The sequence below is a fragment of the Curtobacterium sp. MCSS17_005 genome, assembly GCF_003234225.2.
Classification (GTDB): domain Bacteria; phylum Actinomycetota; class Actinomycetes; order Actinomycetales; family Microbacteriaceae; genus Curtobacterium; species Curtobacterium flaccumfaciens.
This window is the reverse complement of the sequence record NZ_CP126258.1, coordinates 2,272,427-2,293,718: the sequence shown is the minus strand read 5'-3', so window position 1 is coordinate 2,293,718 and position 21,292 is coordinate 2,272,427. Positions and strand designations below refer to the sequence as shown.

Here is a 21,292-nt window from a genome sequence, read left to right as displayed (position 1 = left end):
TGGGCGCGGCCACACGACCGACGGGCGCTGCCCCGGTCGGTGGGTTGCGCCTCCAGACCGTCACGGTGACGCTCCGGACGCCGGCTGCTGACCGCGCGGACGACCGGGAGGCCCTGGTCGCCGCCGTCGCGTCGGCGACCGGCGTCGAGCCGGTCGCGGTGCGCGCGGGGCGCGTCTGCCCGCACTGTGCAGGAACCGACCACGGTCGTCCGTGGGCGACCGTCGCGGGCGTCTCGGTCGGCGTGAGCCTGTCGCGCGCACCGGGCGTCGTCGCCCTCGCCGTCGGACCGTCGGCACTCGGTGTCGACGTCGAACGGGTGTCGCGAGTCGCAGCCGCGCCGCTCGACGCCTTCACCCCGGACGAACTCCGTCGCGCCGACGAGGACCCGGCGCTCCTCGCAGCGAGCTGGGCGGCCAAGGAGGCCGTGCTGAAACGCGACGGACGCGGGCTGCGCGTCGACCCGCTCGCGGTGGAGGTCGACGTGGTCGCCGGCACCGCCCGCTTCGAGGGTGTCGAACTACCGCTCACCGTGCTGTACCCCGCGCCGGACATCGTGCTCGTCGTCGCGGCGGGTGGCCTGCCCGTCGAGGTCGTCGGGACGGTCAGCGGGGGAGCGTGAGCACCTCGGCGCCGTCCTCGGTGATCGCGACGGTGTGCTCCGTGTGGGCGGTCCGCGCTCCCGTGGCACTCCGCAGGGTCCACCCGTCGGCGTCGGTGACCAGGACATTGGTGTCCGCCATCACCCACGGTTCGAGCGCGAGCAGGAGCCCGGGCCGGAGCGTGTAGCCGCGACCGGCGCGCCCGGTGTTCGACACGTGCGGGTCCTGGTGCATGGTCGAGCCGATGCCGTGCCCGCCGAACTCGACGTTCACCGGGTAGCCCGCGGCCTCGAGCACGGTGCCGATCGCGTGGGACAGGTCACCGATGCGGGCGCCCGGCCCGGCGGCGGCGATGCCCGCGGCCAGCGCGCGTTCGGTGGCGTCGATGAGTGCAAGGTCCTCGGGACGTGCGGTGCCGACGACGAAGCTGATCGCGGCGTCGGCGGCGATGCCGTCCAGGGACACCGCGAGGTCGAGGGTCAGCAGGTCGCCGTCCTGCAGCGCCTGGTCGTGCGGCAGTCCATGCAGGACGGCGTCGTTCACGGCCGTGCAGATGTGGTGGCCGAACGGGCCGCGGCCGAACGAGGGTGCGTAGTCGACGTAGCAGGAGTCGGCACCGGCGGCCTCGATCATCTGCTTCGCCCACCGGTCGATCTCGAGCAGGTTCGTGCCGACGCGGGTGCGTTCGCGCAGGGTCTGCAGGATCGTGCCGACGAGGGCTCCGGTGGCGCGGCCCTTGTCGACCTCGGCGGGGGTCAGGATCTCGATCACGCCGATGATCATACCGGTATTACTATGTGGTCATGGTCCGTCTCCCACTCCGCCCCGACGAGGTCGCGCGCGGTCGTCGCCTCGGTGCGCTGCTCCGTCGTGCCCGTGGTCCGCGATCGATCGTGGACACCGCCCTGGCCGCGGGGATCTCGCCGGAGACGCTCCGGAAGATCGAGACCGGTCGCATCGCGACGCCGGCGTTCTCGACCATCGCGTCGGTCGCGGGCGTGGTCGGGCTGTCGCTCGACGCGGTGTGGTCCGAGGTCAGCTGCGACCCGGCCGACGGCGAGCTGGCCGGCTAACCGACGCGCGGCGCGGGCAGTGCCGGCACCGAGGCCTCGTCGATCCAGGGCCCGGTCACCGCACGGACGTCCGCGACGGAACGGCCGGCGGCGTCCGCGAACGCACTGAGCACGTCGGGCACGGTGACGGATCCGTGCCGGTGCCGCTCGGTGATGCTCCGCAGCCCGGTGAAGAAGGCGTCGTCGCCGAACGTGCGGCGGACGGCGTGCAGGGCGAGGGCACCGCGCTTGTAGACGCGGTCGTCGAACATGTCCTTCGCGCCCGGGTCACCGACCACCAGGTCCTCCGGCTGCTCGAGCAGTCCCTGCCGGTACCGCTCGGCCAGCTGGTCAACGGTGTCGTCGCCGCGGTCCTCGGACCACAGCCACTCGGCGTAGCAGGCGAACCCCTCGTGCAGCCAGATGTCCTGCCACCGGGTGACCGTGACGGAGTTGCCGAACCACTGGTGGGCGAGCTCGTGGGCGATGAGGCGGTCGGTGCCGTGTTCGCCGTCGACGTGGTTCCGGCCGAACACCGCCAGGCCGTGGGCCTCGAGCGGGATCTCGAGGTCGTCGTCGGTCACCACGACGCCGTACGCCGCGAACGGGTACGGGCCGAACAGGTCACCGAACAGCGCGAGCATCTCCGGCACCTGGCCGAAGTCGGTCTTCGCGGCGGCGGCGAGGTCGGCGGGGTGGTGCAGCGTGACGGGGACCCCGCTCGTGCGCAGCTTCGTGGTGCGGTACCGGCCGATCTGCACGGTCGCCAGGTAGGTCGCCATCGGCTCGGTGGTGGCGTAGGTCCAGCGGGTGCCGACGCGGTCGCGCTCCTTGGCGAGCAGCTCCCCGTTCGCCAGGACGTCGTACGCCGCCTCGGCCGCGATCTCGATCCGGTAGGTCGCCTTGTCGTCGGGGCGGTCGTTGCACGGGAACCACGACGGCGCTCCCGTTGGCTGCGCGGCGACGATGACGCCGTCGGACAGTTCTTCCCAGCCGAGCTGCCCCCACGCGCTCCGGACGGGGTGCGGGGTGCCGCGGTACCGCAGGTGCACGGTGAACACGGTGCCGGCGGCGATGGGGTCGGCCGGGGTGACCGTCACCTTGTGCGTCGCGGTCGAGACCTTCTTCGCCCGGCGTCCGTCGACGTCGACCCGGTCGATCGTGAGCCCGTGCAGGTCGATCACGACCTTCTCGAGCGGCTCGAGGGCACGCGCGGTGATCGTGGCGGTGCCGTCCAGGCGGTTCGTGGCGACGCGGTAGTCGAGACGGAGCTCGTAGTGCTCGGCGCTCCACCGTCGGTCGCCGTTGTGCGGGGTGTACGGGTCTGCGGCGGGATCGGAGGGCACGGGGACAGTCAACCTCATGGCGCCGGTGGGGCGGTCACCGACGGTGCTGCCGATGTCCACGGAGCGATCGGGTTGCCGGACCAGCGGGAGCCCGTCGGCACCTGCTCACCGCGCATGACGAGCGAGGACGGCCCGACGGTCGCCCCGGCACCGATGCCGGCCGCCGGCAGGACCACGCTGTGCGGCCCGAGCGTCGCACCCACGTCGAGCCGGACGGTGTCGAGCTGCATCACGCGGTCGTGGAACAGGTGCGTCTGCACGACCGTGCCCCGCGCCACCGACGCCCCGGAGCCGATGGTGACCAGGTCGGCCTCGGGCAGCCAGTACGTCTCGAGCCAGGTGCCGCGGCCGATCGTCGCACCGAGGCTCCGCAGCCAGACGGCCAGCGCGGGGGTGCCGGTGGCCTGCTCGGCGAACCAGGGGCGCGCGACGGTCTCGACGAAGGTGTCCTGCACCTCGTTGCGCCACACGAACGACGACCACAGCGGGTGCTCCCGGGCGGTGATCCGGCCGACGAACGCCCACTTCGCGATCGTCGACACCACGGCGGCGACGGCACCGGCGGCGATGAGCACCGGCCCGGCGAGCAGCACCGTCCACCCGATCCCGACGGCCGACCACAGCGCCAGCAGGGCTCCGGCCACGCCGAGCGCGATGGCGGCGGAGACCATCGGGGCCACCAGGCGCAGGAGCTCCCAGCAGCCGCGGGCGACCTTGAGCCGCCAGGACGGACGGAACGTGCGCGCCTCGTCGAACTCCGTCGCCGCACGCCGCAGCCGCACCGGGGGCGATCCGAGCCACGACGACCCGCGCTTGGCCTTCTTCGGCACCGCGGACAGCACCGCCACCAGGGCCTCGCGCGGCACCGAACGTCCGGCACCCGTCATACCGCTGTTGCCGAGGAACGCCCGACGGCCGACCTTCGAGCGACCGATCCGCACCCGACCGCCGCCGAGCTCGTACGTCGCCACCATCGTGTCGTCGGCCAGGAACGCCCCCGACGCGATCTGCGTCAGCGCGGGGATGAGCAGCACCGTCGAGATCTCGGTGTCCCGCCCGACGCGGGCGCCGAGCAGCCGCAGCCACACCGGCGTCACGAGTGAGGCGTACAGCGGGAACAGCAGGGTGCGCGCCGCGTCGAGCACCCGCTCGGTCGACCACACCTGCCAGCCGATCCGGGAGCGCACCGGGTGCCGCCCCTCGTGCAGGCCGATGCCGAGCAGCCGCACCGCGACCACCACCAGCAGCGCGTACACCGCACCGGCGACGACCGTCGCCAGGGGGACCGTCAGCAGCGCACGGAGCACCGCGTCGCCCAGGGTCGACGCCCGCCCGACCAGGGCGAGGGCGACCAGCAGTCCGACCGCGACACCGACCACCGGCAACCCGGCTACGGCCAGGGACCCGGCCCCGTACGCGAGCAGCCAGCGTCGTCGGGTCGCGGGGCGGGCCTCCCGGTCGTCACGAGCCGACCCGGTGCGCTCCGCAGGTGCCCCTGCCCAGCGTTCGCCGGCCGGCACGGGGCCGCCGACGGCGGAACCCGCCGTGATCTCGGCACCCGCGCCGACGTGCGCCCCGGGCAGCAGCGTCGTCCGGCTGCGAACCACGGCGTCCTCGTCGATGCGGACGTGCCCCAGGTGGAACACGTCGCCGTCGAGCCAGTGCCCGGCCAGGTCGACCTCGGGCTCGATCGACGCACGCTTGCCGATCGTGAGCATCCCCGTCACCGGCGGCAGCGTGTGCAGGTCGACGTCCCTGCCGATCCGCGCACCGAGTGCCCGGGCGTAGTAGCTGATCCACGGGGCACCCGCGGTCGACGGGCCGTCGACCGCCTCGGCGATGCGCTCGGCCAACCACACCCGCAGGTGCACGGGACCACCGCGGGGGTACGACCCCGGCCGGACCCCGGCGAGCAGCAGCCGCGCCAGCACCACCGTCAGCGCCATCTTGCCGATCGGCGTCACGAACACCAGGAGCGCCAGCACCAGCACCGGCCAGGGCAGCACCGGCAGGAACGGCAGCGTCGTCGCGTGCAGCACCGCAGCCACCAGGGCCGTCCACGTCAGCACCCGCAACCCCCGGAGCACCTGCACCGGCAGCCCGAGCAGCGTCATCAGCAGTCCGGTCGCCGGGGGGACAGGAGTCACGTCGCGCGACGATGCCGCCACCGGGCCGGACTCGTCCAGCGCCGCCGCCAACGCCCCGATCCGCGGGTGGTCGTACACGTCCGCCACCGTCGTCGTCGGGAACCGCTCGCGGATGGCCGACACCAGCTGCGCCGCCGTCAACGACCCACCGCCGTGCGCGAAGAAGTCGTCGTCGACGCTCGCCACCGGCACCCCCAGGATCGCCGACCACCGCTCGGCGATCCACGCCACCGTGTCCGGCAGCATCGCCGCGTCCGAGGCACCCGGCAACGGCCACGGCAGCGCCGCACGGTCGACCTTGCCCGACGTCCGCGTCGGCAGCGACTCCACCACGGCCACCAACGGCACCAGCGCCGCCGGCAGCTCCTGCCGCAACCGGGCGTTCGCCGCAGCCACGTCCACCGTCGCCCCGGCCACCGGAGCCACGTACCCGACCAGCACCTGGTTGCCCGCCGGGGTCCGCTGCACCACCGCCGCACCACCCGCCACGTCGTCCAGGGCCTGCAGCGCCGCATCGATCTCCCCGAGCTCGATCCGCCGGCCGCCGAGCTTCACCTGGTCGTCCGCCCGCCCCTGGAACACCAGCCCCTCGGGCTCGTACCGCACCAGGTCCCCGCTCCGGTACGCCCGCTCCCACCCGAGCTCCGGGAACGGCGCGTACTTCTCCGCGTCCTTCGCCGGGTCCAGGTACCGCCCCAGCCCGACCCCGCCGATCACGAGCTCCCCGACGCCGCCCGGCTCCACCCGCTGCCCGGCACCGTCCACCACCGCCAGGTCCCACCCGTCCAGCGGCAACCCGATCCGGATCGGCTGGCTCCCGTCGAGCAGGGACCCGCACGCCACCACCGTCGCCTCGGTCGGCCCGTACGTGTTCCACACCTCACGGTCACGACTCGCGATGCGCGCCGCGAGCTCCGGCGGGCACGCCTCACCACCGAAGATCACCAGCCGCACCTGCTCCAGCGCATCGTCCGGCCACAACGCCGCCAGCGTCGGCACCGTCGAAACCACCGTGATCGTGTGCGCGATGAGCCACGGCCCCAGGTCCACCCCCGTCCGCACCAACGACCGGGGTGCCGGCACCAACGCGGCACCGTGCCCCCACGCCAACCACATCTCCTCGCACGACGCGTCGAACGCCACGCTCAGCCCCGCCAGCACCCGGTCACCCGGACCGATCGGCGCCGCCTGCAGGAACATCCGCGCCTCGGCGTCCACGAACGCCGCTGCACTGCGGTGGGTGACCGCCACACCCTTCGGCACCCCGGTCGACCCGGACGTGAAGATGATCCACGCGTCGTCGGTCTCACGGGGGAGCTCGGCGCTCGCCGCAGGGGCGGTCACCGGGAGCTCGGTGCCGTCGCGGTCGCGCAGGACACCGCCCGCGCCGATCACCCCGACGACACCGGCCTCACCGAACACCAGGGTGGCGCGTTCCTCGGGGTCGTCGGCGTCGACCGGCACGTAGGCCGCTCCGGCGGCGAGCACGGCGAGGATCGACAGGTACAGGTCACGCCCGCCGGAGGGGATCCGCACACCGACCCGGTCACCCCGTCGGACACCGCGGCGGGCCAGGTCGTCGGCCTGCGCGCGCACGAGGTCGAGCAGGGCTGCGTAGTCGACGCTGCCGGCCGGGTCCTCGAGGGCGGTCGCGTCCGGGTGGGTCGCCGCGGTCGCCGCCAGGACGTCGAACAGGGTCCGTGGGGCGGGTGCGTCGCCGCCGCGGGCGAGTTCGAGCTGCGCGTTCCCGGTGCCGATGGTCATCGAGGCCTCTTCCCGGTCGCGTGCGGGACGACCGGCCCGTGATCCTAGAGGGTCGAGGTGTCCTGCTCGGGAACGGACGGTGCCGCACCGGTCGGGCCGAGTGCCGCACGGGCCGCGTCGAGCGCCGTCGCGATCCCGATCGAGTCGTCCAGCGAGTGCACCGGGGACTCCGTGCGACCGTCCGCCACGTACTGCACGAGCGCCGCCGCCTGCCACACGAGTCCCTGACGACCCCGCAGCCCCGTCGGCTCCGCCCAGTGGTCCTCTCCACCCCGGTGGTGCACCGCGAACGACGCCGGGAACACGAAGTGGTCGGTGTACCGGACCGTGGCCCGGCTCCCGGCGATCACCGCCAGCCCCGGCGTCCACGCCGTCATCGACGTGGCCACCACCGACTGCGCGCCACCCTCCGCCGTCGACACCGTGACGGACTGGAGGTCCACCCCGCGATCCGAGACCGCCCCCGTCGTGCTGCTGGTCACCGGGGCGCCGGTGGCGAACCGTGCGAACCAGTGCCCGTACACGCCGGCGTCGAGGAGGGCACCCCCACCGGCGGCGGGGTCGAACATCCGGTCGGCCGGGTCCGGGTCGTGCGGCCACCCGACGTCGACCGTCGCGAGCCGGACGTCGCCGAGCACCCCCTCCGCGAGCAGACGCGCCACGACGGTCGTGCCCGGCAGGTACCGGGTCCACATCGCCTCCATCGCGAGGACGCCAGCGGCCCGTGCGGCGTCGGCGAGGGTGCGCGTGTCCGCCGCCGAGGTCGTCATCGGCTTCTCGACGAGCACGTGCTTGCCGGCGGCGATCGCGAGCAGTGCATGCCCGAGGTGCTGCGGGTGCGGCGAGGCGACGTAGACCACGTCGACGGACGGGTCCGCCACGAGGGCCTCGTACGACCCGTGCACACCGGGCACACCGTGGCGGGTGGCGAAGGCCGCGGCACGCTCGGGGGAGCGGGACCCCACGGCGACCACGCGCTGGTCGGAGTTCGCGTGCAGCGTCGCGGTGAAGTCGTTCGCGATCTCCCCGGGGCCGATCACACCCCACCGGAGCACGGGGCCGCCCCGCAGTGCGTGGACTCCGGGCACCGGGAACGTCATCGTCATGCCGGAACGCTACCGGGCGGTCCTGCTGCTCGCCGTCGAGGCACCCAGCCACGAGACCGGCGACGAACGCGGAGGAGTCTCAACGGGGAAAGGTCCCCGCAGGCGACATCGCGCGCAGCTGACTGAGTGAAGCGAAGACAACTGCTTGCGCGGAAATGTGACTGTGCCCCCAGGAGGATTCGAACCTCCGCCCCTGCCTCCGGAGGGCAGTGCTCTATCCCCTGAGCTATGGGGGCCAAGGGGTGCAACAACCGTAGCAGGTCCGGCGGGTGGCCCTGGACAGTGCGTGTCGCGCCGTGGACGTGACGACGGGCGGCCTGGAGGCGCGGTGCGGGCCCGCCACTGGCCTCCAGGCCGCACCGTGCGTCCGTCACGATCCCGTGCGAGGTTCCGTGTTCCGTGCGGCGCGGCAGGCGCGCACCGCGCACGGGAGCTCGCACCAGATGGCGGAGCCCGCACCGTGCCAGCGCCCGTCAGCCCGCGGGCGTCGCCGACGCGGACGCGGACGGCTGCAACGCGGCGCGCACCGCGTCGACGACGGGCTGCGCCCCACCCGGCTCGGTGAACAGCGTCGACTGCGCGGTGATCCAGTACGGGTCGGCGAAGGCGTCCGCGCGGCCGACGTCGCCGCTCAGGGCGAAGTAGCCCTCCACGCGGTAGGTGGGGACGGACCCACCCCGCTCGTACAGGGCGTCCTTCAGGTTGGTGAGCGACTTCTCAGGCAGGTCGGCGACCGCGAGCGTGATCGCCGTGGCGTCCGCGTCGGTGCTGACGAACCGGCACACGCGACCCTGCTGCTTCGCGATGGTCGCGGCGGGGGAGCCCTTCGCCGGGGTGAAGGAATCGTCGAGCTCGAAGGTCTGCCCGTACACCGACAGTGCGCTGGTCGGCAGGAGCTCCGCGCAGGTCTGCGACACCGGCTTGCCCGCCGGGGTCGCGCTGGCCGACGGGGTGCTGTCCCCGCCGCCCGAGCACCCGGCGAGCACGACGGCTGCTGCGGTGGTGAGGGTGGCGACGGTGAGCGCCCGGGCGCGGCTGCGGGGGGTCATCCCGACATGATGCTGCATCGACCGGTGCGGACCTGGGCGTCCCGGTAGGATCGGTCCTCGTGACTCCTGCCGAACTCTCCGCCGCGTACCTGTCGATCCTGACCGGGATCGTCGAGCGCCGAGGCGCGTCCGAGACCGTGACGATCGAGGAGTCCCACGTGGTGCTCGAGCGTCCGAAGAACCGCGCCCACGGCGACTGGGCCTCGAACGCAGCCATGCAGCTCGCGAAGCGGCTCGGCACGAACCCGCGCGAGCTCGCGACCGAGATCGCCGGCGAGCTGACCGAGCTCGACGGTGTGGACTCGGTCGACGTCGCCGGCCCCGGCTTCATCAACATCACGCTCGAGGCGGCCGCCGCTGGCGAGATCGCGCGCACCATCGTGGACGGCGGCGAGTCCTTCGGCACCGGCGACCTGTACGACGGCGTCCGGATCAACCTGGAGTTCGTCTCCGCCAACCCCACCGGCCCGATCCACATGGGCGGCGTCCGCTGGGCCGCAGTGGGCGACAGCCTGGCCCGCGTGTTCCAGGCGCAGGGCGGACTCGTCACCCGCGAGTACTACTTCAACGACCACGGCGCGCAGATCGACCGGTTCGCCCGCTCCCTCGTCGCCAGCGCACTCGGTGAGCCCACGCCCGAGGACGGCTACGGCGGCGCCTACATCGCCGAGATCGCCGCACGGGTCATCGCGACCCTCGAGCCGGGCATCGACGTCCGCGACCTGCCGCGCGACGAGGCGCAGGAGCTCTTCCGTCGCGAGGGCGTCGACTTCATGTTCGCGGACATCAAGTCGTCGCTGCACGACTTCGGCGTCGACTTCGACGTCTACTTCCACGAGAACGCCCTGCACGAGTCGAAGGCCGTCGAGCGTGCCATCGCCCGACTGCGGTCGGCCGGCGTGATGTACGAGGCCGAGGGCGCCGAGTGGCTCCGCACGACCGACTTCGGCGACGACCGCGACCGCGTCGTCATCAAGTCGGACGGCGAGCCCGCGTACATCGCCGGCGACCTGGCGTACTACCTCGACAAGCGCGAGCGCGGGTTCGAGCGGAACCTGATCATGCTCGGCGCCGACCACCACGGCTACGTCGGCCGGATGATGGCGATGTGCGCCGCGTTCGGGGACGAGCCGGGCAAGAACCTCGAGATCCTGATCGGGCAGATGGTCAACCTGCTCAAGGACGGCGAACCGATGCGCATGTCGAAGCGCAACGGCACCATCGTCACGATGGAGGACCTCGTCGACGCCGTCGGTGTCGACGCCGGCCGCTACGCCCTGGTCCGGTTCGCCAGCGACACCGCGATCGACATCGACCTCGACCTGCTCACCAAGCGCACGAACGACAACCCCGTCTTCTACGTGCAGTACGCCCACGCCCGCACCCAGTCGGTGGCCCGGAACGCCGCGGCGGCCGGGGTCGACCGGTCGGTGTTCGACGCCTCGCTGCTGACCCACGAGTCCGAGAGCGCGCTCCTCGGAGCCCTCGCCGAGTACCCGCGGGTCGTCCGGCACGCCGCCGAGCTGCGCGAGCCGCACCGCATCGCGCGGTACATCGAGCAGCTGGCCGGCCTGTACCACCGCTGGTACGACTCCTGCCGTGTCACGCCCCTCGGCGACGAGCCCGTGACCGACCTGCACCGCACGCGCCTGTGGCTGAACGACGCCACCGGCCAGGTCGTCCGCAACGGCCTCGGCCTGCTCGGCGTGTCGGCTCCGTCCCGCATGTAGCGGTCGCCCCGTCGCCCCGGAACCAGGTTCCGGACACAGCACCGCGGAGATCCGCGGTGCTGTGTCCGTTCCACGGTGTCACAGCAAGCCGCTGCGCCGGACGCGCACCGGGCCTCCAGGCGGGCTGCCGGGACGGGCTGGCAGGGTAGGACGCATGCCCGCAGCCACCGAACGCCCCACCACGCGCCGCCGCTGGCCCGTCGTCCTGCTCGTGGTCGTCGTCGTGCTCGCCGCCCTCGTCGTCGTCGCCGAGCTCGTGCTGCGCGGCGTCGTCGACCGGATCATCGCCCAGCAGGTCGAGCAGTCGCTACCGGACGGCACGACCGGCGAGGTCGACGCCCACGCCGAGGGCATCGTCATCCCGCAGCTCATCAGCGGCACGCTCGACCGCGTCGAGATCTCCTCGGCGAAGCTCACGGTCGACGGCATCCCGCTCGCCGCCGACGTCACCGCGCAGGACGTCCCGGTGGACGGCAAGGGCGACGTCCGCGACGTCGACGGCACGGTCACCCTGGCGTCGTCGAGCGTCAAGGACCTGGCGAAGTACAGCCCGCTGTTCGACCGGCTGAACCTGGTCGACGGCGGTGTCGAACTGACGGGGTCGTCGTCGGTGCTCGGCTACGACATCACCTACGCCGCCAAGGGGGCCGTCGTCGCGCAGGACGACGGCCGCGGCATCTCGATCACCCCGGAGAGCGTCCGGATCACGAACTCCGACCTCGGCCTCAAGGTCGACTCGATCCCGGGCGTCACCGGCGTCCCGGTGCAGGTCTGCACCGCGCAGTTCCTGCCCGAGGCGCTGCGGGTGCGCTCGCTCGACGTGTCGAAGTCGGACGCGACGGTCCGGATCACCGCGGACGCGCTGCCGCTCAACGAGGACGGCCTGCGGACCGTGGGCAGCTGCGGCTGAGCGGACGGGTGCGTAACGCGGCCTGGAGGAACGGCTCGCGTCGGTAGGATCGGGTCCCGTGAGCGAGAACCCCCTTGCACCGCCGCGGCTGCGGTTCCCGACGGACGCCTCCGAACTGGTGGACCGCATCTGGCCCGCGTCCGCGACGCGGACCGACGACGGCACCCTGGCGATCGGCGGCATCAGCGCGACGGACCTGGTCGCGCAGTTCGGCACGCCCCTGTACGTCGTCGACGAGCGTGACGTCCAGTCCCGCGCCGTCCGCGTGCGGAACGCGTTCGCCGAGGCGTTCGAGCGCATCGGCAGCCACGCGCACGTCTACTACGCCGGCAAGGCCTTCCTGACGACGCAGGTCGTCGCGTGGATGGCCGAGGCCGACCTGCGCGTGGACGTCTGCACCGCCGGTGAGCTCGCGGTCGCCCTGGCCGGCGGCATCGACCCCGGCCGGCTCGGCTTCCACGGCAACGACAAGTCCGACGCCGAGATCACCCGCGCGGTCGAGGTCGGCATCGGCACGATCGTGCTCGACAGCCACGAAGAGGTGCAGCGCGTCGCCCGTGCCGCCGCCGACGCCGGCGTCGTGCAGCGTGTGCGCATCCGGATCAACACCGGTGTGCACGCGTCCACCCACGAGTACCTGGCGACCGCCCGCGAGGACCAGAAGTTCGGCATCCCGCTGTCCGAGGCCGTCGAGGCCGCAGCAGCCGTCCGCGCCGAGCCCTCGCTCGCCTTCGTCGGGCTGCACTCGCACATCGGCTCGCAGATCTTCGACGACGCCGGCTTCCGCGAGGCCGCACGTCGACTCATGGACGTGCACGCGACGCTCGTGGCCTCGGGGCCGGTGCCCGAGCTGAACCTCGGCGGCGGCTGGGGCATCGACTACACCGAGGCCGATTCGGCCTTCGCCCCCGAGGACGTCGCCGAGGCACTGGCCACGATCATCGGCGAGGCCTGCGCCGAGCGCGGCATCCCGGTGCCGGACATCGCCGTCGAGCCGGGCCGCTACATCATCGGCCCGCCCGGGGTGACGCTCTACCGCGTCGGCACGATCAAGCCCGTCACGCTCGAGATCGAGGACGGCGGCAGCGCGACCCGCACGTACGTCTCGGTCGACGGCGGGATGAGCGACAACATCCGTCCCGCCCTGTACGGCGCCGACTACACGGCCCGGCTCGCCCGCAGCTCGGACGCCCCCGCGGTGCTGAGCCGCGTCGTCGGCAAGCACTGCGAGAGCGGCGACGTCGTGGTGAACGACGAGTACCTGCCCGGCGACGTGCAGCGCGGTGACCTGCTCGCCGTCGCGGCCACCGGTGCCTACTGCTGGGCGCTGTCGAGCAACTACAACCACGTGGGCCGCCCGCCGGTCGTCGCCGTCGCGGACGGCGCAGCCCGTATCCTCGTGCGGGGCGAGACGATCGACGACCTCCTCGCCCGTGACACCGGGGTCGCCGCTGTGCCCGCCGACGGCACCGGCCGCTGACCCCCGACCCGACCGGGTCCGCCCACCCCGCAGGGCGCACCCCCACCGACAGGAACCGCTCCCAGATGATCGAATACCGCAACGTCCGTGTCGCGCTGCTCGGGGCCGGCTCGGTCGGTTCCCAGGTCGCGCGACTGCTCCTCGAGCACGGCGACGAGCTGGCCTCGCGCGCCGGTGCCGGGCTGGAGCTGGTCGGGATCGCCGTGCGCGACGTGGACGCCCAGCGCGACGTCGACCTGCCGGCGGAGCTCTTCACCACGGACGCGGCATCGCTCATCCTCGGCGCGGACATCGTCGTCGAGCTCATCGGCGGCATCGAGCCGGCGCGCACCCTCGTGCTCCAGGCCCTGCAGTCGGGCGCGGACGTCGTCACCGGCAACAAGGCGCTGCTCGCGACCCACGGCCCGGAGCTCTTCGCCGCGGCCGAGCAGGTCGGCGCGCAGCTCTACTACGAGGCCGCCGTGGCCGGGGCGATCCCGATCATCCGCCCGCTGCACGACTCGCTCGCCGGTGACCGCATCGTCCGGATCATGGGCATCGTCAACGGCACCACGAACTTCATCCTCGACCTGATGGACCGCAAGGGCTCCACGTTCGAGGACGCCCTGGCCACCGCGACGGAGCTCGGGTACGCCGAGGCCGACCCGACCGCCGACGTCGAGGGCTACGACGCCGCGCAGAAGGCCGCGATCCTGGCTTCGCTGGCGTTCCACACCTCGGTGCCGCTCGCCGCCGTGCACCGCGAGGGCATCACCCACGTCACGATCGACCAGGTCCGCGCCGCCCGCAAGGCCGGCTACGTCGTGAAGATCCTGGCGACCGCCGAGCGTCTGACCGACGAGGACGGCCGCGAGGGCGTCAGCGCCCGCGTCTACCCGGCCCTCGTGCCCGAGTCGCACCCGCTCGCGAGCGTGCACGGTGCGAAGAACGCCGTGTTCGTCGAGGCCGAGGCTGCCGGCGACCTGATGTTCTACGGCGCGGGTGCCGGTGGCGTCGAGACGGCCTCGGCGGTCCTCGGCGACCTGGTCTCCGCGGCCCGCCGGCACGTCATCGGCGGCCCGGGTGTCGCCGAGTCGACGCAGTCCGAGCTGCCGGTGTTCCCGATCGGTACGGTCCGCACGAGCTACCAGATCACCCTGCACGTCACGGACGCCCCCGGCGTGCTGTCGACGGTCGCTGGCGTGCTCGCGAAGCACGGCGTCAGCGTCGAGACGGTCGAACAGACCACCACCGGCGCAGCCGAGGGGACCGCGACGCTCGTCATCGGCACCCACCTGGCGCGCGAGGCCGACCTGGCCGACACCGTCGTCGCCCTCCGCGGCGAGGACGTCGTCCTGGACGTCACCAGCGTCCTGCGCGTCGTCGGTCGCTGACGCGACCACGGGCCTCCAGGCCGACCTGCAGGCCCACCGAGCCGCACCACCACCAGATCCACCCCACCGGACAGAGAGAGAAGCCTGATGGCCCACCAGTGGCAGGGAGTCCTGCGCGAGTACGCCGACCGACTCGACGTGACCGAGGCGACGCCCATCGTCACGCTCGGTGAGGGCGGCACGCCGCTCATCCCGGCTCGTCGGCTCTCCGAGCGCACCGGCGCCGAGGTCTACGTGAAGTTCGAGGGCATGAACCCGACGGGTTCGTTCAAGGACCGCGGCATGACGATGGCGATCTCGAAGGCCGTCGAGCACGGTGCGAAGGCCGTCATCTGCGCCTCGACCGGCAACACCAGCGCCTCGGCCGCCGCGTACGCCACGCACGCCGGCATCACCGCCGCGGTGCTCGTGCCCGAGGGCAAGATCGCCATGGGCAAGCTCAGTCAGGCCGTCGCCCACGACGCCCAGCTGCTGCAGGTGCAGGGCAATTTCGACGACTGCCTCGACATCGCCCGCGACCTGGCGGCGAACTACCCGGTGCACCTCGTCAACTCCGTCAACAACGACCGCATCGAGGGGCAGAAGACCGCCGCGTTCGAGGTCGTCGACGTCCTCGGTGACGCACCGGACTTCCACTTCCTGCCCGTCGGCAACGCGGGCAACTACACCGCGTACTCGCGCGGCTACCGCGAGGACGTCGCCGCCGGCCGCAGCACCAAGCTGCCCCGCATGTTCGGGTTCCAGGCCGCCGGTTCCGCCCCGATCGTGCACGGCGAGGTCGTCCGGCACCCCGACACCATCGCGTCGGCGATCCGGATCGGCAACCCGGCCTCGTGGCAGTTCGCGCTCGAGGCGCAGCAGGAGACCGACGGCTACTTCGGTGCCATCACCGACGAGGCCATCCTCGCGGCGCACCGCATCCTGTCGGCCGAGGTCGGCGTGTTCGTCGAGCCCGCATCGGCCATCGGTGTCGCCGGGCTGCTCGAGCGTGCCGACGCCGGTGTCGTGCCGAAGGGCGCGAAGGTCGTCATCACGGTCACGGGCCACGGCCTGAAGGACCCGCAGTGGGCCCTCCGCACGCCGGACGGCGGCGAGGTCACCCCGACGAGCGTGCCGGTCGACACGAAGTCGATCGCCGACGTGCTCGGTCTGGTCAGCGAGCAGTGATCTCCGACCGCTCGTCCGGACCGGGTGAGGGCATGACCGCCCGCAGTGCTGTACCGGCCGGACGGGCGGTCCGTGCGCTGCCGACCGGATCGGCGGTCCGCGTCCGGGTACCGGCCACGTCGGCGAACCTCGGCCCCGGCTTCGACTCGCTCGGCCTCGCGCTCTCGCTCTACGACGAGGTCGTGGTGCGCGTGCGCCCCGAACCCGGCGCGACCGTCACGGTCGAGGGCGTCGGTGCCGGTGAGGTCGCCACGGACGACACGAACCTCGTCGTCCGTGCGGTCCGCCGTGGCCTCGAGCACGCCGGTGTCGACCAGCCCGGTCTCGAGCTGCACGCCACGAACGCGATCCCGCACGGCCGCGGTCTCGGTTCCTCCGCCGCGGCGATCGTCGCCGGGCTGATGGCGGCCCGCGGGCTGCTCGAGGGCATCGTCGACCTGGACGCCTCGACGCTCCTGACCCTGGCCACCGAGATGGAGGGCCACCCGGACAACGTCGCGCCGGCGCTCTTCGGCGGCCTGACGATCGCGTGGATGACCGCCGAGGGCCCGGCGTACAAGCGGCTCCTGGTGCACCGCGGTGTCGCCCCGGTGGTGTTCGTGCCGACCTCGACGCTCTCGACCAAGCTCGCGCGCTCCCTGCAGCCCGAGCAGGTCCCGCACGCCGACGCCGCGTTCAACGTCTCCCGCTCGGCGCTGCTCGTCGCGGCGCTCATCCAGAGCCCCGAGCTGCTGCTCGCCGCGACCGAGGACCGTCTGCACCAGGCGTACCGCGCCAGCGCCATGCCCGAGACCGACGCCCTGATCCGGTTGCTCCGGCAGCACGGCCTCGCCGCGGTGGTCTCCGGTGCCGGGCCGAGCCTGCTCGTCCTCGGCAGCGACCCGGCACAGCGCCTGACCGCCGCCGAACTGGTGCAGCGACACGCCGAATCCGACTGGCGGCCGCTCATGCTGGCCGTCGATCTCGGTGGTGCTACAGTGGCAGCGCACTCGGCGCTCGAAGCCGAACCCGCGTAACCGTACGGATCGCTCGTCCTCAGGACAGCTCCTGCGACGTCGCAGGGTCCGGTGCGCGAGTGTGCATCTCTTTCTGATCACCGAATCCCGATCCGTCGTCTGAACGGCGGTCGATGCTCACCTGCGCATCCGGGACGGTGGAAACTCTCCGCGTTCTGCGGTTCGAAAGGAAACACCGACCTTGACCGACAACAACTCCGCCCAGGTGGAGATCCCCAGCGACCTGCGTGCCCTCCGTCTCCCGGAGCTCCAGCGCATCGCCTCCTCGCTCGGCATCACCGGGCTCTCCAAGCTCCGCAAGGGCGACCTGATCGCCTCCATCGAGGACAAGCGTCCCGTCGACGAGACGCCGGCAGCCCCTGCCGCCGCCGTCGTCGCCGAGACCCCCGCCGAGCCGGCCGCCACCGAGCAGCCGACCCTGCCGGAGCCCGCCGAGACCCCCGCGCAGCCCGCTGCCGAGGCACCCGTCGCCGACCCCGAGGCACCCGCCGAGTCGGCAGCCCCGAGCCGTGCCCGTCGTTCGCGCCGCGCATCGTCCGGTGGCACCGTGAACGCCGCGCCGACCTCGGCCGCCGAGCACACCAACCACGGCCAGACCGGCACCGAGGACCTCCTCGCCGGGCTCGACCAGGTCCGCGCCGAGAAGGACGCCCAGGAAGCCGCGCAGTCCGGCTCGCAGCGCCGTGGCCGTGGCCAGCGGAACGCCGAGCAGCGTGGCACCGAGCAGCGTGGCGCCGAGCAGCGCGCCGCCGACCAGGGCCAGCAGGCGTCGACCCCCGCCGAGGCCGAGCAGCCGAGCCCGTCAGGCCAGCAGGGCCAGCAGGCCCCGACGTCCGCCGTCCAGGCCGACCAGGACCAGAACGAGTCCGGCGACCAGAATGACCAGGGCGACCAGAACTCCGAGCAGGGCGAGGGCGGCTCGCGTCGCGGTCGTCGCAGCCGTGGTCGCGGTCGTGGCCGTGGGCAGAACGCCGAGAACGGCGAGCAGCAGAACGGCGCCGACCAGCAGAACGGCGGCCAGAACGCTGGCCAGCAGAAGCAGAACGGCGCCGACCAGCCGAAGCAGAACGGCGGCGAGCAGCAGAACGGCCAGCAGAACGGCCAGCAGAACGGCGGTCAGAAGCAGAACGACCAGCCGAAGCAGGCCGAGGCCAAGCAGGACGACAAGGCCGACCAGAAGCAGCAGCAGAACGCCGGTCAGCAGAAGCAGCAGACCAGCGGCCAGCAGAAGCAGCAGCAGCAACAGCACGCCGACGAGGCCGAGAGCGGCCGCAGCCGTCGCCAGCGCGACCGCAAGCGCGGCCGTGGCGGCCAGAACGACGACTTCGAGCCCGAGGTCACCGAGGACGACGTCCTGATCCCGATCGCGGGCATCCTCGACGTCCTCGACAACTACGCGTTCGTCCGCACCACCGGGTACCTGCCGGGCCCGAGCGACGTCTACGTCTCCCTCGGCCAGGTGAAGAAGTACCACCTGCGCAAGGGTGACGCCGTCGTCGGTTCGATCAAGCAGCCGCGTGACGGCGAGCAGCAGAGCCGCCAGAAGTACAACGCGCTCGTCGCCGTCGAGTCGATCAACGGCCAGTCCGCCGACGAGGCCGCGGCCCGTGTCGACTTCAACGACCTCACCCCGCTGTACCCGAACGAGCGCCTGCGCCTCGAGACGGAGCCGGGCAAGCTGTCGACCCGCATCATCGACCTCGTGTCGCCGATCGGCAAGGGCCAGCGCGGTCTCATCGTGTCCCCGCCGAAGGCCGGCAAGACCGTCGTGCTGCAGGCCATCGCGAACGCCGTCGCCAAGAACAACCCCGAGGCGCACCTGATGGTCGTCCTCGTCGACGAGCGGCCCGAAGAGGTCACCGACATGCAGCGCACGGTGAAGGGCGAGGTCATCGCCTCGACCTTCGACCGTCCCGCCGAGGACCACACCACCGTCGCCGAGCTCGCCATCGAGCGTGCGAAGCGCCTGGTGGAGCTGGGCCACGACGTCGTGCTGCTGCTCGACTCGATCACCCGCCTGGGCCGTGCGTACAACCTGTCGACCCCGCCGTCGGGCCGCGTGCTCTCCGGTGGCGTCGACTCGGCGGCGCTCTACCCGCCGAAGCGCTTCTTCGGTGCCGCGCGCAACATCGAGGACGGCGGCTCGCTGACCATCCTCGCGACCGCGCTCGTCGAGACCGGCTCCAAGATGGACGAGGTCATCTTCGAGGAGTTCAAGGGCACCGGCAACATGGAGCTCCGCCTGAACCGTCACCTCGCCGACAAGCGGATCTTCCCCGCCGTCGACGTGAACGCCTCGGGCACCCGTCGCGAGGAGCAGCTGCTCTCCGCCGACGAGGTCAAGATCACCTGGCGTCTGCGCCGGGCCCTCGCCGGGCTCGACCCGCAGCAGGCCCTCGAGATCGTGCTGCGGAACCTCAAGGAGACGCAGTCGAACGTCGAGTTCCTGGTGCAGGTGCAGAAGTCGGTCCCCACGACCGGCGCCCACCACAACGGCCACCAGGAGTAACGCGTGTTCGAGTCGGTAGCGGGGCTGCTGGCGGAACACGAGGACCTGACACAGCAGCTGTCGGACCCCGCGCTCCACGCCGATGCGGCCCGGGCGAAGAAGGTGAACCGGCGGTACGCCGAGCTCAACCAGATCAAGTCCGCGTACGAGGCCTGGCAGGCGGCGGGGGACGACCTCGCCGCCGCCCAGGAACTCGCGCGTGAGGACGCAGCGTTCGCGGACGAGGTCCCCGGGCTCGAGGAGCAGCTGTCGGAGCGCCAGGAGCGTCTCCGCCGGCTGCTCATCCCGCGCGACCCCGACGACGGCCGTGACGTCATCATGGAGATCAAGGGCGGCGAGGGCGGCGAGGAATCGGCGCTGTTCGCGGCCGACCTCCTGCGCATGTACTCGCACTACGCCGAGACCAAGGGCTGGAAGGTCGAGCTCCTCGAGCGCACCGAGTCCGACCTGGGTGGCTACAAGGACGTCCAGGTCGCGATCAAGTCGAACACGACCGATCCGTCCCAGGGCGTCTGGGCGCACCTGAAGTACGAGGGCGGTGTGCACCGCGTCCAGCGTGTGCCGCAGACCGAGTCGCAGGGGCGCATCCACACCTCGACCACCGGCGTGCTGGTGTTCCCCGAGGTGGACGAGCCCGAAGAGGTCCAGATCAACCAGAACGACCTCAAGATCGACGTCTACCGGTCCTCCGGCCCCGGCGGGCAGTCCGTCAACACGACGGACTCCGCGGTCCGCATCACCCACCTGCCCACGGGCATCACGGTGGCGATGCAGAACGAGAAGTCGCAGCTGCAGAACCGCGAGGCCGGCATGCGCGTGCTCCGCGCACGCATCCTCGCGCGCCAGCAGGAGGAGCTCGACGCGATCGCCTCGGACGCGCGCAAGTCGCAGATCCGCGGGATGGACCGTTCGGAGCGCATCCGCACGTACAACTTCCCGGAGAACCGGATCGCGGACCACCGCACCGGCTACAAGGCGTACGACCTCGACCGTGTGATGAACGGTGCCCTCGAGCCCGTCATCCAGTCCGCCATCCAGGCGGACGAAGAGGCACGTCTGGCCGCCATCGGCGACCAGGACGCGTAAGCGCACACCCAGCCTGGAGGCCCGGATCACCGCCGACACGCCCCTCACGTACGCCGCGGATCGCCTGCTCGAGCAGGCGACCGCGGCGCTCGTCGCCGTCGGTGTCCCGACGCCCCGGGTCGACGCCGAGCTGCTGCTCGCGTGGGCGACCGACACCTCGCGCGGAGCTGTCCAGGCCCGTGCGCTGATCGGCGGCGGCATCGCACCGGAGCACGTCGAGCGCTTCCGGCACGCGGTCGCCCGCCGCGCCACCCGTGAGCCGCTGCAGCACATCACCGGGCAGGCGTACTTCCGGGCGCTCACCCTGGCCGTCGGACCGGGCGTGTTCGTGCCCCGTCCGGAGACCGAGGGCGTCGTGCAGTTCGGCATCGACGCGCTCCGGGCGACCGCGGTCCCCGAGCCGATCGCCGTCGACCTGGGTTCCGGCAGTGGTGCGATCGCGATAGCGATGGACACCGAGGTGCCGAACGCCGTGGTCTACGCCGTCGAACGCTCGCCCGAGGCCCTGCCCTGGACCCGGCGCAACGTCGATGCCCACGGCGGCACGGTGCGACTCGTCGAGGGCGACCTTGCCGACGCGCTGCCGGAACTCGACGGCACCGTGTCCGTCGTGGTGTCGAACCCGCCGTACGTGCCGGACGACGCGATCCCCATCGACCCCGAGGTCCGTGACCACGACCCGGCGATGGCGCTCTACGGCGGACCGGACGGCCTCGACGCCGTCCGGGCACTCGCCGAGACGGCCTGGCGGTTGCTCGTGCCCGGGGGAGTCCTGGTCATCGAGCACGCCGAGCCGCAGGGCGCCGGAGTCCGGGAGGTCCTGGCGCGCCGGGGGTTCCGCACCCCGGAGACGCACGTCGACCTGACGGGGCGCGACCGCACGACCACCGCGACGCGCTAGACGGGGGGCGAGCCGCGCCTCCCGTCGCTCACCCGCGCGTGCGTGTGCCTGGTGGA

At 72.5% G+C, this 21,292-nt stretch carries 16 protein-coding genes and 1 tRNA gene; 11 read left to right on the top strand and 6 right to left on the bottom strand.

Features of this window, described 5'->3' with window-relative positions; all coding sequences use genetic code 11:
• Positions 1–44: 44 nt before the first annotated feature.
• Complete coding sequence (locus DEJ20_RS11005) at positions 45–620, top strand: 4'-phosphopantetheinyl transferase family protein (RefSeq protein WP_181431518.1); 576 nt, start codon at positions 45–47, stop codon at positions 618–620.
• Here DEJ20_RS11005 and map read toward each other — a convergent pair.
• A complete protein-coding gene (gene map, locus DEJ20_RS11000) occupies positions 604–1,371 on the bottom strand; it encodes a type I methionyl aminopeptidase (RefSeq protein WP_111235172.1) in 768 nt (255 codons plus the stop codon). The genes DEJ20_RS11005 and map overlap by 17 nt on opposite strands.
• Before the next feature lie 32 nt (positions 1,372–1,403).
• Between map and DEJ20_RS10995 the strand changes: the two genes are divergently transcribed.
• Complete coding sequence (locus tag DEJ20_RS10995) at positions 1,404–1,673, top strand: helix-turn-helix domain-containing protein (protein ID WP_027465796.1); 270 nt, start codon at positions 1,404–1,406, stop codon at positions 1,671–1,673.
• On the opposite strand, the gene DEJ20_RS10990 is transcribed toward DEJ20_RS10995, so the two are convergent.
• The 5 genes from DEJ20_RS10990 to DEJ20_RS10970 form a co-directional block, all read right to left on the bottom strand.
• Positions 1,670–2,998 carry a M1 family metallopeptidase gene (locus tag DEJ20_RS10990; protein ID WP_258377139.1) on the bottom strand — a complete coding sequence of 443 codons (1,329 nt, stop codon included), beginning with the start codon at positions 2,996–2,998 and terminating at the stop codon, positions 1,670–1,672. The genes DEJ20_RS10995 and DEJ20_RS10990 overlap by 4 nt on opposite strands.
• A 14-nt stretch (positions 2,999–3,012) precedes the next feature.
• Positions 3,013–6,909 (bottom strand): Pls/PosA family non-ribosomal peptide synthetase, encoded by a 3,897-nt coding sequence (locus tag DEJ20_RS10985; RefSeq protein ID WP_111235094.1) that lies wholly within the window; start codon positions 6,907–6,909, stop codon positions 3,013–3,015.
• A 44-nt stretch (positions 6,910–6,953) separates the two neighbouring features.
• Positions 6,954–8,015, bottom strand: a complete 1,062-nt coding sequence (locus tag DEJ20_RS10980) for a Gfo/Idh/MocA family protein (RefSeq protein ID WP_258377138.1) — start codon at positions 8,013–8,015, stop codon at positions 6,954–6,956.
• A gap of 164 nt (positions 8,016–8,179) precedes the next feature.
• A tRNA-Arg gene (locus DEJ20_RS10975) sits at positions 8,180–8,251 on the bottom strand.
• Positions 8,252–8,488: 237 nt separating this feature from the next.
• Positions 8,489–9,064, bottom strand: a complete 576-nt coding sequence (locus DEJ20_RS10970) for a hypothetical protein (protein WP_111235093.1) — start codon at positions 9,062–9,064, stop codon at positions 8,489–8,491.
• A gap of 59 nt (positions 9,065–9,123) precedes the next feature.
• Between DEJ20_RS10970 and argS the strand changes: the two genes are divergently transcribed.
• From argS to prmC, 9 genes are all read left to right on the top strand, one after another.
• The gene (gene argS, locus DEJ20_RS10965; protein WP_056068838.1) at positions 9,124–10,794 is read left to right on the top strand and encodes an arginine--tRNA ligase; all 1,671 of its coding nucleotides are present in this window, start codon (positions 9,124–9,126) and stop codon (positions 10,792–10,794) included.
• Between the two features lie 154 nt (positions 10,795–10,948).
• Positions 10,949–11,704 (top strand): LmeA family phospholipid-binding protein, encoded by a 756-nt coding sequence (locus tag DEJ20_RS10960; protein ID WP_146245408.1) that lies wholly within the window; start codon positions 10,949–10,951, stop codon positions 11,702–11,704.
• Between the two features lie 58 nt (positions 11,705–11,762).
• Positions 11,763–13,184: a diaminopimelate decarboxylase gene (lysA, locus tag DEJ20_RS10955; RefSeq protein WP_111235092.1), complete on the top strand. Its 1,422-nt coding sequence runs from the start codon at positions 11,763–11,765 to the stop codon at positions 13,182–13,184.
• Positions 13,185–13,249: 65 nt separating this feature from the next.
• On the top strand, positions 13,250–14,557 hold the full coding sequence (locus DEJ20_RS10950) for a homoserine dehydrogenase (RefSeq protein ID WP_027465790.1): 1,308 nt from the start codon (positions 13,250–13,252) through the stop codon (positions 14,555–14,557).
• Positions 14,558–14,644: 87 nt separating this feature from the next.
• Positions 14,645–15,724 carry a threonine synthase gene (gene thrC / locus DEJ20_RS10945; protein ID WP_027465789.1) on the top strand — a complete coding sequence of 360 codons (1,080 nt, stop codon included), beginning with the start codon at positions 14,645–14,647 and terminating at the stop codon, positions 15,722–15,724.
• 32 nt (positions 15,725–15,756) lie between these two features.
• Positions 15,757–16,740: a homoserine kinase gene (gene thrB / locus DEJ20_RS10940; RefSeq protein WP_181242960.1), complete on the top strand. Its 984-nt coding sequence runs from the start codon at positions 15,757–15,759 to the stop codon at positions 16,738–16,740.
• A gap of 181 nt (positions 16,741–16,921) precedes the next feature.
• The gene (gene rho, locus DEJ20_RS10935; RefSeq protein WP_111235091.1) at positions 16,922–19,249 is read left to right on the top strand and encodes a transcription termination factor Rho; all 2,328 of its coding nucleotides are present in this window, start codon (positions 16,922–16,924) and stop codon (positions 19,247–19,249) included.
• Positions 19,250–19,252: 3 nt separating this feature from the next.
• Positions 19,253–20,335: a peptide chain release factor 1 gene (prfA, locus tag DEJ20_RS10930; protein ID WP_017885756.1), complete on the top strand. Its 1,083-nt coding sequence runs from the start codon at positions 19,253–19,255 to the stop codon at positions 20,333–20,335.
• Between the two features lie 25 nt (positions 20,336–20,360).
• Positions 20,361–21,236 (top strand): peptide chain release factor N(5)-glutamine methyltransferase, encoded by an 876-nt coding sequence (prmC, locus tag DEJ20_RS10925; RefSeq protein ID WP_111235169.1) that lies wholly within the window; start codon positions 20,361–20,363, stop codon positions 21,234–21,236.
• The last annotated feature ends 56 nt before the right edge of the window (positions 21,237–21,292 follow it).

What these genes read in the sequence shown, in the direction of transcription:
- thrC (WP_027465789.1), top strand. Translation starts at nt 14,645, where the DNA reads ATGGCCCACCAGTGGCAGGGAGTCCTGCGCGAGTACGCCGACCGACTC.
- DEJ20_RS10960 (WP_146245408.1), top strand. Translation starts at nt 10,949, where the DNA reads ATGCCCGCAGCCACCGAACGCCCCACCACGCGCCGCCGCTGGCCCGTC.
- DEJ20_RS10980 (WP_258377138.1), bottom strand. Translation starts at nt 8,015, where the DNA reads ATGACGATGACGTTCCCGGTGCCCGGAGTCCACGCACTGCGGGGCGGC.
- thrB (WP_181242960.1), top strand. Translation starts at nt 15,757, where the DNA reads ATGACCGCCCGCAGTGCTGTACCGGCCGGACGGGCGGTCCGTGCGCTG.
- DEJ20_RS10970 (WP_111235093.1), bottom strand. Translation starts at nt 9,064, where the DNA reads ATGACCCCCCGCAGCCGCGCCCGGGCGCTCACCGTCGCCACCCTCACC.
- DEJ20_RS10995 (WP_027465796.1), top strand. Translation starts at nt 1,404, where the DNA reads ATGGTCCGTCTCCCACTCCGCCCCGACGAGGTCGCGCGCGGTCGTCGC.
- DEJ20_RS10985 (WP_111235094.1), bottom strand. Translation starts at nt 6,909, where the DNA reads ATGACCATCGGCACCGGGAACGCGCAGCTCGAACTCGCCCGCGGCGGC.
- DEJ20_RS10950 (WP_027465790.1), top strand. Translation starts at nt 13,250, where the DNA reads ATGATCGAATACCGCAACGTCCGTGTCGCGCTGCTCGGGGCCGGCTCG.